The 13,216-nt window shown below is 36.2% G+C and carries 11 protein-coding genes; 5 read left to right on the top strand and 6 right to left on the bottom strand.

Annotated features, from left to right (window positions below):
• Positions 1 to 41 precede the first annotated feature (41 nt).
• The 5 genes from bioA to BUA89_RS15075 form a co-directional block, all read right to left on the bottom strand.
• On the bottom strand, positions 42 to 1,325 hold the full coding sequence (gene bioA, locus BUA89_RS15055) for an adenosylmethionine--8-amino-7-oxononanoate transaminase (RefSeq protein WP_072959770.1): 1,284 nt from the start codon (positions 1,323 to 1,325) through the stop codon (positions 42 to 44).
• Positions 1,318 to 2,331, bottom strand: a complete 1,014-nt coding sequence (gene bioB, locus BUA89_RS15060; protein ID WP_072959773.1) for a biotin synthase BioB — start codon at positions 2,329 to 2,331, stop codon at positions 1,318 to 1,320. The genes bioA and bioB overlap by 8 nt, the downstream gene beginning before the upstream one ends.
• 10 nt (positions 2,332 to 2,341) lie before the next feature.
• Positions 2,342 to 2,977 carry a dethiobiotin synthase gene (gene bioD, locus BUA89_RS15065; protein WP_072960284.1) on the bottom strand — a complete coding sequence of 212 codons (636 nt, stop codon included), beginning with the start codon at positions 2,975 to 2,977 and terminating at the stop codon, positions 2,342 to 2,344.
• A gap of 120 nt (positions 2,978 to 3,097) precedes the next feature.
• Entirely contained in the window at positions 3,098 to 4,207 is a 1,110-nt protein-coding gene (locus tag BUA89_RS15070; RefSeq protein ID WP_072959776.1) for an aminotransferase class I/II-fold pyridoxal phosphate-dependent enzyme, read from the bottom strand.
• Entirely contained in the window at positions 4,197 to 4,823 is a 627-nt protein-coding gene (locus BUA89_RS15075) for a hypothetical protein (protein WP_072959780.1), read from the bottom strand. Before BUA89_RS15075 ends, BUA89_RS15070 begins: the two co-directional genes overlap by 11 nt.
• Before the next feature lie 65 nt (positions 4,824 to 4,888).
• On the opposite strand from BUA89_RS15075, the gene BUA89_RS15080 reads away from it, so the two are divergent.
• From BUA89_RS15080 to pdeM, 5 genes are all read left to right on the top strand, one after another.
• The gene (locus BUA89_RS15080) at positions 4,889 to 6,376 is read left to right on the top strand and encodes an aminotransferase-like domain-containing protein (RefSeq protein WP_072959783.1); all 1,488 of its coding nucleotides are present in this window, start codon (positions 4,889 to 4,891) and stop codon (positions 6,374 to 6,376) included.
• Between the two features lie 58 nt (positions 6,377 to 6,434).
• Complete coding sequence (locus BUA89_RS15085) at positions 6,435 to 7,451, top strand: ligase-associated DNA damage response exonuclease (RefSeq protein WP_072959788.1); 1,017 nt, start codon at positions 6,435 to 6,437, stop codon at positions 7,449 to 7,451.
• A gap of 241 nt (positions 7,452 to 7,692) precedes the next feature.
• Complete coding sequence (locus BUA89_RS15095; RefSeq protein WP_072959794.1) at positions 7,693 to 9,273, top strand: ATP-dependent DNA ligase; 1,581 nt, start codon at positions 7,693 to 7,695, stop codon at positions 9,271 to 9,273.
• A gap of 156 nt (positions 9,274 to 9,429) precedes the next feature.
• Entirely contained in the window at positions 9,430 to 11,877 is a 2,448-nt protein-coding gene (locus BUA89_RS15100) for a ligase-associated DNA damage response DEXH box helicase (RefSeq protein WP_143152358.1), read from the top strand.
• Positions 11,878 to 12,038: 161 nt separating this feature from the next.
• Positions 12,039 to 12,683 (top strand): ligase-associated DNA damage response endonuclease PdeM, encoded by a 645-nt coding sequence (pdeM, locus tag BUA89_RS15105; protein WP_072959798.1) that lies wholly within the window; start codon positions 12,039 to 12,041, stop codon positions 12,681 to 12,683.
• A gap of 3 nt (positions 12,684 to 12,686) precedes the next feature.
• Here the strand turns inward: pdeM and BUA89_RS15110 are convergent, their stop codons facing one another.
• Positions 12,687 to 13,208, bottom strand: coding sequence for a GNAT family N-acetyltransferase (locus tag BUA89_RS15110; RefSeq protein WP_072959801.1), 522 nt, complete (start codon positions 13,206 to 13,208; stop codon positions 12,687 to 12,689).
• Positions 13,209 to 13,216: the final 8 nt, after the last annotated feature.

Genomic DNA, 13,216 nt, shown 5'->3' on the forward strand with positions numbered 1-13,216 from the left:
AATTCAGCAAAAATAAGGTTATTCACCGAACTTTAGAAGTCTTAAACTTTAAACTGATTTAAAACTTCCAAAATATTTCGATAAATAAAATCCAACTCCTCCGAAGTAATGCAGTAAGGCGGAACGAGATATATCACATTTCCTAAAGGTCGCATGATAATTCCTCTTTTTAAAAATTCTTCATACAGTCGTTTTCCGATATCATTAAAATAAGAAGTTCCCGTTTCTGTTTTGAAATCCCATGCTAAAATGGTTCCGATTTGGCGAACATTTTCAACCTGTGACTGCTGTTTCAGAATTTTGGAAAATTGTAAGTGTTTTTCGCTGATAAGATTGATTTGAGTCAAGGTTTCTTCTTTCAGTAAAAGTTCCATACTCGCCAAAGCTGCCGTACACGCCAATGGATTTGCTGTAAAAGAATGCCCGTGAAATAAGGTTTTATATTTATCATCCGACAAAAATGCTTCGAAAATTTCATTAGAAGAAGTCGTAATTCCCATTGGCATAGTACCACCTGTCAAACCTTTTGAGAAACACATAATATCTGGTTTTTCTGATAAATAATTGGCGGCAAACAGCTTTCCTGTTCTTCCAAAGCCTGTAAAAACTTCATCCTGAATAAGTAGAATATGCAGCTCTTTGCAAAGTTTCATTAATGCTGACAAATAATCCGGATCATGCATCAGCATGCCCGCAGCACCCTGCACCAAAGGCTCGTAGATAAAACACGCAACTTCATCAGCAATATTTCTAATCTGATTTTTTAAACTTTCAAGGTTTTCAGCGGTTGGTGTATCAATAAAAATCACTTCAAAAAGCATTTCCCCGAAAGGTTTTGTCCAGACACTTCTCCCGCTCACGGACATCGCTCCGAAAGTATCGCCGTGATAAGCATTTTTAAAAGCCAGAATTTTCTTTTTTCCATTTCCCTGATTATGCCAAAACTGAATGCACATTTTCAGGGCAACTTCAACTGCAGTCGAGCCATTATCGGAATAGAAGACTTTCTCCTGATTTTCCGGCAAGAGTTTCAGCAAATTTTCAGAAAGCTGAATCGCAGGTTCATGGGTAAATCCTGCAAAAATGACTTGTTCTAAAGTATTTAACTGTTCAAAAACCCGTTGTGCAATGTACGGATTGGCATGACCGTGCAATGTAACCCACCACGAAGAAACAGCATCAATAAAAGATTTTCCCTCTTCATCAAAAAGATAGACACCCTTTCCCTTCACAATGGGAATCGCATCTCCTGTGGTTTTCATTTGCGTATAGGGATGCCAGTTGACAGCTGTGTCACGTTCCTGTAATGTCAGATTTTTAAGCATTGGCATTCCAAATTTCAAACTTTTCCAATGCTTTTTCAGATTGTCCTTTCATCGGTTTCAATCCTAAAGTCTGCAACATTTGCATATCTTCCGAAACTCCCGGATTTGGCGTTACCAGAAGGGTTTCCCTTTCTCCTGTAAATATCGAATTTGCTCCCGCCATGAAACACCAGCCTTGCTCAAACTCAGTCATTTCGATTCTTCCTGCGCTTAAACGAACCATTGATGAAGGCATAATAATTCTTGCTGTTGCGATCATTCTCACCATTTCCCACGTATTCGTTTTTTCATTATCCTGAAGCGGCGTTCCTTCGACTCTGGCCAGTGCGTTGATCGGAACGGATTCAGGATGTTTCGGCATGGTTGCCAATGTTAAAAGCATGGAAATCCTGTCTCCATGAGTTTCTCCAAGACCGATAATTCCGCCCGAACAAACGGTAATTCCTGCTTTTCTTACATTATTAATGGTATTAATTCTGTTATCAAAAGTTCTTGTCGAAATAATTTCTTCATAATATTGTTCCGAAGTATCCAAATTGTGATTATAAGCATATAAACCTGCTTCCTGAAGACGAATTGCCTGTTCTTCCGTTAACATTCCGAGCGTACAGCAAACTTCCATTCCCAATTCATTGACGCCTTTTACCATGTCGATGACTCTGTCGAAATCACGGTTATTTCGTACTTCTCTCCAAGCTGCAGCCATGCAGAAACGGGAAGATCCTCCTTCTTTCGCTTTTTTCGCATGCTCAATTACCGTTTCAGTCGGCAGCAAAGCCTGAACTTTAATATTGGTGTGATAACGAGCCGCCTGTCCGCAATACGAACAATCTTCAGGACAACCCCCTGTTTTTATGGAAAGTAAAGTTGACATCTGAACTTCTTCAGGATTGTGCCATTCCCGATGAACCGTTGCAGCTTTATAAATTAATTCAAGAAGCGGAAGATTGTAAATCTCTTCAATTTCTTCTTTAGTCCAGTCGTTTCTTAATTGGCCTTTATTCATTAGTTTATTTTTATAATTGTTTTACGATCTTTTCTATACTTTCCTTTGTAATATTTTCGATGTCCGGAATTCTTATAATTTCAGTTTCCGGTTGAATATTTTCACAAATGATTCTTTCCGTATCAAAAGGAAAATTTCCGTTAAGAATTAAATATTGCAGTTTAATTTTCTTTTGGTTTAATGCTGAAATTGACAGTAATGTATGATTGATGCATCCTAAATAATTTCGGACAACCAATGCAACGGGAATGTTTAATTTCTCAATTAAATCAATCATAAAATCTTTATCATTTAAGGGAACCATCAATCCTCCTGCTCCTTCTAAGATTAAATTATTTTGAGTTTCAGGAAGTTTAAATTCATTTAAATCAACTGTAATTCCTTCTTCTTTCGCCGATTGATGTGGTGACGCAGCCAATTGAAATCGATAGGTTTCAGGATAACAAATCGTGCTTTTTCCTGTCCATTCTCTAATTTTCATACTGTCGGAAAAATCCAGATCTCCGGACTGAACGGGTTTCCAATAATCTGCATTAAAATATTTTGTTAAAATTGCTGAACAGACGGTTTTTCCTATTTCTGTTCCAATACCTGTGATAAACAGGAGTTTTTGTTCTTTATCTTTTATATCTAATTTTGTATTCATAATTTTTTGCATCAATTTTTCCACTTCTTTTGTCATTTCGACGAAAGAGAAATCTATTTAATATTAAAATACTTAGATTCTTCACTACGCTTTGCTTCGTTCTGAATGACAGATGTAACTTTAAATAAACTCCTTAATAATTTTCGTCAAACCAATAATTTCCTCTTCTGTATTAAAACTATGCAGACAAATTCTCAACCTCTCCGTTCCTTCTTTCACAGTCGGACTGAAAACTGCATACGTCAAATATCCATTATCCAGTAAAGTTTCTTTTAAGCTTCTCAACCGATGATTATCCGGAATTATAATTGCTTGGATTGGACTATTTTCAGACGAGGGACTTTTAAGATTTTGTATACGAAAAATTTTAATGTTTTTTTCTAAATCAATTAATAATTTTTTATTTGTATTCGAAAATTCATATCCTTTAAAAATGCTCATCCACAGAAAATCATGCGCCGAAGTTGTGTATATAAAAGGGGAAGCAAAATTGATAAGGTAAGATCTTATTAAATCGCTTGTTAAAATTGCAGCACCGTGAGTTCCGAGAGCTTTTCCGTAAGTGATCACTGTTGCCAGCACATTATTCTGAAACTGAAATTTATCTACTAAACCATATCCGAAAACTCCAAAAGCATGAGCTTCGTCTACAATAAGACCGGCTTTATATTTTTCCGTAATTTTTACAATTTCCTGAATCGGCGCAATATCTCCATCCATGGAATACAGGCTTTCAATGGCAACATAACAAAGTCCGTTTTGCTTTTTTAAAATCTTTTTTAAATCTTCAACATCGTTATGCTTGAATTTCAATTTTTTAGCATTCGACATTTTACACGCATCATGCACGGAACGATGAATTTGTTCATCCACAATAATCGTATCATGACGAGTCGGAAGCGTTGAAAACAAAGCTAAATTCGTATTATAACCGGAAGGAAAAAGCAATGCTGATTCATATTGATGTTCTTTAGCAATAAATTCTTCAGCTTCAACTACAATAGAACTATTTCCGCTTATTAATCTCGAACCTGTACTTCCTGAAAGCAATTTTGGATTTTCATAGACTATTTTTAATAATAAATCCTGAAATTCTTGATTTCTCGCCAATCCCAAATAATCGTTAGAATAAAAATCTATTCCTTCCTGATTTTGCTTTAAAATTCTTAATGTGCCGTTTTTTTCTCTTTTTTCTAAAGCTTCCTCAAAATGATGAAATTTATTCAGCATACTTTAATTGTAAAACTTCTTTAGAAATAGCAATAATCCATTGTTCATGAAGCTCTTTTTCAATATTTAAAATCAGTTCAGCATGAGCTTTCCAATCTTCAGAAAATTCATCTAATTGATTAATCATTTCCTCTAAATGCCCCTCTTCTTCTAAAATAATTGACTTAACCATAATTTTTGATGAAGTTTTTGTCAAAATATCCTGATAAACCGGATACAATTCATCGGCACGAACTTCAATGGCATAAGTCACAAAAAGATAAGCTGCAAATTTTAGTTCTTCTTTATTGAGTTTAAAATTTTGCTGAAGATATTTACAGGCTTTAATATCAAGAGAATGAAGATATTGTCTCGTTGCAATTGATGCTAAAAGTTCATTTTTTTCGTAAGTTTTACAGAATTCAGGATTAATTTTTAGAATTTGCTTTTTTAAATAATATGCATGGCGATGCTCTTCCGCAGCATGTTTTAATTGAATCAAACTAACTTTCATTGGATGCTCACAAGCGGAAATTTTTCTCGCTCCTGCATTTTCCATGAACGAAAGTGTGTTCAGCCATTTTGCGTGAATTTCATCACGCTGAACTATTTTTTCTAAAAGATTGTGAAATTCCATTCCTTTTTTGTTTGGTTCAAAAGTAGTATATTGCCGGATGGTTTGTTGGTGCCAGTTTTTACATCATGAATAGTCCGGTTGAGATTCCCTATAAAAGTTTTATTAAAATTGAAAGAAATTCTGAAGTCGCAATTTATATGCAGATCACAAATCAGCTAATCAATGCGATTCAGCGTGGATTTATTCCTGTCGAAACTAAACTGCCGGGAACCAGGGTTTTAAGCCAAATTTTAAATGTTCACAGAAATACAATTGTTTCTGTTTACGATGAATTATTTGCACAGGGTTGGGTAGAAAGTCTGCCTAATAAAGGAACTTTCATTATCGGGAAAAATGAAGAAAAGCCGGTCAGTTTTAATGATTTCAGTCAAATAAATCTTAGAAATTATCCTAAGACAACAGGTTTTGCTTTTAGAACCTCCAATATTTTAGACAATCCTTTTGAACATTCCCAATGTGAATTTGTTTTCGATGACGGTATTCCGGATATCAGATTAACACAAATTGATCGGCAATCCAGAATTTACAGCTCGACGTTAAAAAGAAAAGCCCATAAAATAAGACATTACAATCAGGATGGAAGTGAGTTTTTCAAAAGTAATCTTTCCCAATATTTAAATTTATCAAGAGGGCTGCCGATTTCAAATGATAATTTATTGATCACGAGAAGTACGGAAATGAGCATTTATATCGTTTCCGAAATTCTGCTGTCTGCAGGCGATACCGTTTTAGTGGGAGCTTTAAGCTATTTTTCCGTTAATATGATCTTTCAGAAAGCAGGAGTGAATATCGTCATAATTCCGGTTGATCATGAAGGAATTAATGCAGATGAAGTCCGAAAAATTTGTAAAACTCAAAAAATAAGGATGCTGTATCTCACGCCGCACCATCACTATCCTACAACGGTTACTTTAAGTACACAACGGCGATTAGAACTGCTTAATCTTGCCAATGAATTCGGCTTTATTATTTTGGAAGACGATTATGATTATGATTTTCATTATGACAAAAGTCCTATTCTTCCGCTTGCAAGCGCAGATACAAACGGAATGGTAATTTATATAGGATCTTTTGGAAAATCTTTGGCCCCGGGTTTCCGTACCGGATTTATTGTTGCTCCCGAAAATCTGATGATCGAAATGCGAAAATATCTCGGGATTATAGATCGACAGGGAGATATTTTGATGGAGCATGTTTTAGGAGAACTGATTGCAGAAGGAGAAATTAATCGATATCTCAAAAAATCATTAAAAGTTTACCAGGAGAGACGGGATTATTTTATTTACTTAATTCAGCAAAATTTGGAAAATTTTTTACATGTTGAAAAACCTTCCGGCGGATTGGCAATTTGGGCCGAATGGAAAGTTCCAGCGAATCTGATGCAGCTCTCAAAGTATTGCGCGCAAAATAATTTATTTATTCCAAAGACCTTATTGTACCAGAATAAAAACCTTACCGCCATGCGTTTAGGTTTTGGAAGTTTAAATTTTGAAGAGATGGAAAAGTCTGTTGAAATTTTTTCAAAAAATGTAAGAAAATTAGTGTATTCTTAGCTTCAACAATAATATTGGTTAGGTTTTTGAAGGGTAAAATATAAAACCGAACACAACATTGAAACTCATTACATTCACAAACAAAGGAATTTATTGTCCTCAAGGAAAATTCTATATCGATCCGTGGCGGCCCGTCGATTTGGCGGTTATTACGCACGGTCACGCCGATCACGCACGTTGGGGAATGAAAAAATATCTTTGTCATCATTTTACCAAACCGATTTTGCATAAAAGAATTAGTGAAGATATCGAATGTCAAAGTGTGGAATATGGTGAGATCATTAATATCAATGGCGTAAAAGTCTCGCTTCATCCTGCTGGTCATATTATCGGCTCTGCACAGATCAGGTTAGAATATAAAGGTTATGTGAGTGTTATTTCAGGCGATTACAAAGTTCAGGATGACGGATTGAGTACACCTTTTGAGCTTGTAAAATGTAATGAATTTGTGACGGAAAGTACTTTCGGACTCCCGATTTATAACTGGTTGGAAGTTAATGACCTGAATAAAAAACTGCAAAGCTGGGTTCTCAGAAATCAGGAAAATCAGAAAACATCCGTTTTTATCGGCTATTCTTTGGGTAAAGCACAACGAATTATGAAAGCTGTTGAAGGCTTGGGAAAGATCCACGTTCACTACTCCATCGGCAAGCTTAATCAGGCTTTTGAAGAAGTTGGAATTGTTCTTCCTGAATATGAAATTCCTGATTTTCGGGAAAGTATAAAACACATTGCGGGAGACATTGTCATTGTACCACCCGCTTTATTGGATTCAAATGTTATTAAAAAAATTCCTGACGCTGCAACAGCTATTTGTTCAGGATGGATGCAGGTTCGCGGTGCAAGAAGATGGCGAAGCGCGGATGCTGGTTTTGCAATGAGCGATCACGCCGACTGGAAAGGTTTATTACAAGCCATAAAAGCGACCGAAGCCGAAATTGTTCACGTCACACACGGACAAACCGAAGTTTTTTCTAAATATTTAAACGAAATCGGAATAAAATCTGATGTCGTTGAGACATTATATGGAGACGATGACGAAGAGGAGAAAGAAAAAGAATTTATCAAAGATTAAAACAATGCTTGAAAAGTTCCGTAGGAACTTACTGTTAATAGCAAAAAGAATAAATAGTAAAGCGGAGCTCCGGAGGAGCGACCTGTTAATTACAGCATATAAAGCAGCGAATCTCTCGCAGCCCGACTTGAGTGGAAATCCTTTTTTTGCTAGACTAAAATTTCAATTTAATCTGAAAATGTGATGCAAAAAAAGATTGGGAACGGAAGGCGGAAATAGCTACCCAAAATATTAAAAAAAAATGAAACATTTCGCAGAACTCATCAATGCTCTCGAAAGCACCAATAAAACCAACGCAAAAATCGATGCCATCATCGATTACCTGGAACGCGCACCTGATGAAGATAAAGTGTGGTTCATCGCCTTGTTCACAGGAAAACGACCGAAACGGAATGTGAACACCAATTATATGAAAGAATGGGCGTTGGAAATTACGCAATTGCCGTTTTGGCTGTTTCAGGAGAGCTATTCTTCGGTCGGCGACTTGGGCGAAACATTATCGTTGATTCTTCCTCCACCAAAAGAAAAAATCGAACGTTCTTTATCGGAATGGATGAATGACATTATCGATTTAAAAAATAAAACAGATGTAGAGAAAAAGGAATTTGTTCTGAATTCCTGGAATGGTTTGGATTATACAGAGCGATTGATTTTCAATAAATTATTAGGCGGAAGTTTCAGAATCGGGGTTTCAGATAAAACTTTGATCAATGCTTTAACTAAATTTTCTGAACAGGAATCCAGTGCATTAATGCACAGTTTAATAGGGAAATGGTTGCCGAATGAAGTGTCTTTTCAGGAATTGATTTCAGCAGAAAACGTCAATCCCGACAATTCAAAACCTTATCCTTTCTGTTTGGCTTATCCTTTGGAAAAAGATTTGGATGAACTCGGAACACCCGATGAATGGCTGATCGAATACAAATGGGACGGGATCCGCGGACAGATTATCAAAAGGAATGATGAAGTTTTTATCTGGTCGAGAGGTGAAGAACTGATCACTGAACAGTTTCCAGAAATCAAAGATGTCGTTCAGCAGATGAAAGGAAATTTTGTCATTGACGGAGAAATTCTGGCTGTAAAAGATGATAGAGTTTTAAATTTTAATGAATTACAGAAACGTCTCAACCGAAAAACTTTAACAAAGAAAATGCTTTCTGAAATTCCGATTCAGGTTTTTGCTTATGATCTATTGGAATTGGAAGGCAATGATCTGAGGGAAAAACCGATTGCCGGACGACGTGCGATGCTGGAAGAATTGTTACTGAATGAAAATCCCGAAAATATAAAAATTTCCCAAATCATTGATTTCGAAAACTGGAACGAATTAGATCAAATCAGGGAAAATTCCAGAGAAATTAACAGTGAAGGTCTGATGCTGAAACAGAAAAATTCTCCTTACCATTCCGGGCGAAAAAAAGGCGACTGGTGGAAATGGAAAATCAATCCGCTCACGATTGATGCCGTTTTGATTTACGCCCAAAAAGGCAGCGGACGACGAAGTGCTTATTATACCGATTATACTTTTGCCGTGAAAAATGAAGATAAGTTGGTCACGATTGCCAAAGCATATTCCGGTTTGACAGACAAAGAAATCATGGAAGTCAGCAAGTTCGTGAATAAAAATGCTATCGAGAAATTTGGTCCGGTTCGAACCGTAAAACCCGAACTGGTTTTCGAAATTGCTTTTGAAGGAATCGGTTTCAGTAATCGCCACAAAAGTGGTGTTGCACTGCGTTTCCCAAGAATTATGAGATGGCGAAAAGATAAAACGGTGGATGAAATTGATGATTTGGAAGAGATTAAAAAATTGATACAGTAAAATTTAACCACAAAAGTCACAAAAGTTTTTCAAAGACTTATTGATTTAAAATTAAAGTCCATAAAGATTATACATACAACTTTTTTGAACTTTTGAATAACTTAAGCAACCACTAAAATCTTTTGTGACTTTTGTGGTTCAAAAAAATAAATAATTTTGACAACATTCGAAAATACCAACGGATTCAAGGTCATTCAGCAATGGATGGCTGATAAAGGTATTTCCCCATTCAAATTTCAGATTGATACATGGCAGAAATTTGAAAACGGATACAGCGGGATGGTTGTTGCGCCTACAGGTTTCGGAAAAACATTTTCCGTTTTTTTAGCTTTATTAACGAATTTTTTGAATCATCCCGAGAAATATAAAAAAGGATTGAAAATGATCTGGATCACACCACTCCGTTCATTGTCGAAAGATATTGCCAAAGCAATGCAGGAAGCGATTGATGAAATTGGTCTGGATTGGACAGTGGGTGTACGAAATGGCGATACAGATCCAAAAGTCCGCCAGCAGCAGGTCAAAAATATGCCGGAAATTCTGGTGGTAACTCCCGAAAGTTTACATTTGCTTCTCGGGCAGAAAAATAATGAACGTTTTTTTAAAGAAATGAAAACGGTTGTTGTGGACGAATGGCATGAGTTATTGGGTTCAAAACGCGGTGTAATGGTAGAACTGGGAATTTGCCAACTGACAAAATATGTTCCGAAAATAAAAATCTGGGGAATTACGGCAACCATCGGAAATCTGGATGAAGCTATGGAGGTTCTGATCCCTTACGATATCAAAAAGACAAAAATTACGGCAAAAGAGCAGAAAAAGATCGATATTCTTCCCGTTTTTCCTGATGAAGTTGAAATTTTACCCTGGGCTGGACATCTTGGACAAAAATTAGCTGACAAAGTTGTTCCGATTATTTTAGAGTCAAAATCGACGATTGTCTTTACAAATACGCGAAGTCAGAGCGAGATGTGGTATCAGTTGTTGTTGAATGCTTATCCTGATTTTGCGGGACAAATTGCGATTCATCACAGTTCGATTGATGCTCATTTGCGGATCTGGATTGAAGAAAATTTGAGTTCAGGAAAATTAAAAGCTGTGGTTTCTACTTCGTCTTTGGATTTAGGAATCGATTTTAAGCCTGTTGACACGGTCATTCAGGTCGGTTCTGCGAAAGGAGTCGCCAGATTTTTGCAACGTGCCGGAAGAAGCGGCCACTCCCCTTTTGAAACTTCAAAAATCTATTGTGTTCCAACCCATTCATTGGAATTAATCGAAGTTGCCGCTTTAAAGGAAGCCGTAAAACAGAAAGTGATCGAACCGCGAGATCCACAGGTTTTGTGTTTCGATGTTCTGGTTCAGTTTTTAATGACTTTGGCGGTTGGCGACGGATTTTATCCCAATGAACTGCATGAGAGAATTAAAAAAGTGTATGCATTTCAGGAAATGACAGACGAAGAATGGAAAAGCATTCTCGATTTTCTTACCATTGGCGGAAGCGTTTTAAAAAGCTACGAAGAATTTCATAAAGTTGTGGTGACAGAAGATGGTTTATACAAGGTTACCTCGAGGAAAATTGCCATGCTTCACCGTATGAATATGGGAGTCATTGTAAGTGATGCCATGCTGAAAGTGAAATTTATTTCCGGTGGTTATATCGGAATGGTGGAGGAATATTTTATTTCAAAACTCAAAAAAGACGAAAAATTTATTTTGGCGGGAAGAGTGCTTGAAGTTGCGATGATCAAAGATATGACGGTTTACGTACGCGCTGCGAAAGGAAAGGCATTTGCGCCAAGTTATCTCGGCGGAAGATTGCCTTTAAGCTCGAATTTAGGTCAGTTTTTAAGACAGAAATTATCAGGTGCGCTGAATCCGAAAGCTTCAGAAAAAGAACTGAAATTCCTGCATCCTTTATTAATTAATCAGGAAGAACGTTCTCATATCCCGAAAGACGATGAATTTTTGGTAGAACTCATCAAAAACCGCGAAGGTTACCATTTATTCATGTATCCTTTTGAAGGGAGATTGGTTCACGAAGTGATGTCGGCGCTTATTGCTTACAGAATTTCAAAGCTGGCTCCGATCTCATTTTCGATGGCGATGAATGATTATGGTTTTGAATTATTCAGTGATAAAGAAATTCCGCTGAATGAAGAAAATCTGCATAAAATTTTAACCCGGGAAAATCTCATGACTGATGTCATTTCAAGCATTAATTCTGCGGAAATGGCTCGAAGAAAATTCCGTGATATTGCGGTAATTTCCGGAATGGTGATTCAGAATTACGCAGGAAAACAACGTTCCAACAAATCTCTGCAAAGTTCTGCGGGTCTGATTTTTAAAGTTCTTGAGGATTATGATCCTAATCATTTCCTTGTAAGACAAGCTTATACAGAAGTTTTCAATGCGCAATTGCAGGAACAAAGGCTGGTTGAAGCTTTTAAACGAATCGAAAAATCAAAAATAATTCTGAAATTTGCCAATACTTTTACACCATTAAGTTTTCCTATCAAAGTTGACAGTTTGAGACAAACGCTTTCCAGTGAAGGATTGGATGCGAGAATCCAGAAGCTGATTCAGCAGGCAAGGAAAATGAAGTAATTAATTGTCAATAAGCCAAATGTAAATTTAAGCGCATTGTCATCCTGAACATAGACTGAAAGGCTACGAACGTAGTTCAGAAGTGTAGTAAAGAATCTATTTTAAATATGAGATTCTTCCTTCGTCAGAATGACAATTCCATGCTAAAGTTTTTATACCAAATGAAAATAGTAACAAAAAATATAACCATTCAGAACGAAATTTTCACCTTAACCAATCAGCGGGCTTTATTCTGGAAAAAAGAAAAAGCTTTGATTTTATCCGACCTGCATATCGGGAAAACGGCTCATTTCCGCAAAAACGGCATTGCGCTTTCTGACCAAATCTTTGAAAATGATCTGCAAAGATTATCTGTTTTGATTGAATATTTTCAGCCCGAAAAATTTATCGTTGTCGGCGATCTGCTTCATGCAGGAGATAATTCGGATGTTGATAAATTCTGCGAATGGAAAAACCAGTTTTCAGATCTTGAATTTCATCTGATAGAAGGCAATCATGATAAAATTTCCAAAAAGCTGGAATCAAAATTATGCCTGAATTTCAGGGACGAGATTCTCGAAATTGATGATTTCATGTTTGTGCATGATTTTGAAAAGAAACAACCAAAATTTCAGATTACAGGGCACATTCATCCTGGATTTATCATTAATTCTTCTGTGAAAAATATTAAACTGCCCTGTTTTGTGGTCACAGATAATCAATTATTGCTTCCAGCTTTCAGTGAATTTACAGGTTTAGATACAAAAAATCTCCCTAAAAAAGGAAGATTCTATGTTTTTACGGATGCGGAGATCTATGAAATTTAAGATTTATTCTAAAATTTTTTGCATCATAAGATCGGTTTGTTCATCGTTTCCAAGCCGGAAAATATGTTTGTCAAATTCTATAAAACCGTTCTTTTTATAAAAATTAACCGCCCTTAGATTTTCTTCCCAAACGCCTAGCCAAAGATATTTTTTCTTTTCCTGTTCAGCGATTTCCAAAGCTTTGTCATATAATAATTGTCCAACTTTTTTCCCTTGATGAGAGCTTTTTACGTAAATTCTTTCAATTTCCAATGAAGTTTCATCCTGAAGCTCGGTTTGTGCTTTTCCTGAATTTACTTTCAGATAACCAATTGGTTCTTCGGCTTCATAAACAATAAAAAATTGAGAATCAGGATTTTTCAACTCATTAGTTACTTTTTCTGAAGCAAAACTTTCGGCAAGATATTGCTGTATTTGTTCTTCTGAATTATGTTTTGCAAAAGTTTCGTAAAAGGTTTCTCTTCCTAAATTTTGGATGACTTCCCAATCTTCTGTAGAAGCTTTTTTTATGATTATGACTGACATTTTATAAA

The organism is Chryseobacterium arachidis (assembly GCF_900129245.1).
GTDB lineage: Bacteria > Bacteroidota > Bacteroidia > Flavobacteriales > Weeksellaceae > Chryseobacterium > Chryseobacterium arachidis.

Coding starts and splice junctions, on each gene's coding strand:
- BUA89_RS15095 (WP_072959794.1), top strand. CDS start 7,693: ATGAAACATTTCGCAGAACTCATCAATGCTCTCGAAAGCACCAATAAA.
- BUA89_RS15080 (WP_072959783.1), top strand. CDS start 4,889: ATGAATAGTCCGGTTGAGATTCCCTATAAAAGTTTTATTAAAATTGAA.
- bioA (WP_072959770.1), bottom strand. CDS start 1,325: ATGCTTAAAAATCTGACATTACAGGAACGTGACACAGCTGTCAACTGG.
- bioB (WP_072959773.1), bottom strand. CDS start 2,331: ATGAATAAAGGCCAATTAAGAAACGACTGGACTAAAGAAGAAATTGAA.
- BUA89_RS15075 (WP_072959780.1), bottom strand. CDS start 4,823: ATGGAATTTCACAATCTTTTAGAAAAAATAGTTCAGCGTGATGAAATT.
- BUA89_RS15070 (WP_072959776.1), bottom strand. CDS start 4,207: ATGCTGAATAAATTTCATCATTTTGAGGAAGCTTTAGAAAAAAGAGAA.
- pdeM (WP_072959798.1), top strand. CDS start 12,039: ATGAAAATAGTAACAAAAAATATAACCATTCAGAACGAAATTTTCACC.
- bioD (WP_072960284.1), bottom strand. CDS start 2,977: ATGAATACAAAATTAGATATAAAAGATAAAGAACAAAAACTCCTGTTT.
- BUA89_RS15110 (WP_072959801.1), bottom strand. CDS start 13,208: ATGTCAGTCATAATCATAAAAAAAGCTTCTACAGAAGATTGGGAAGTC.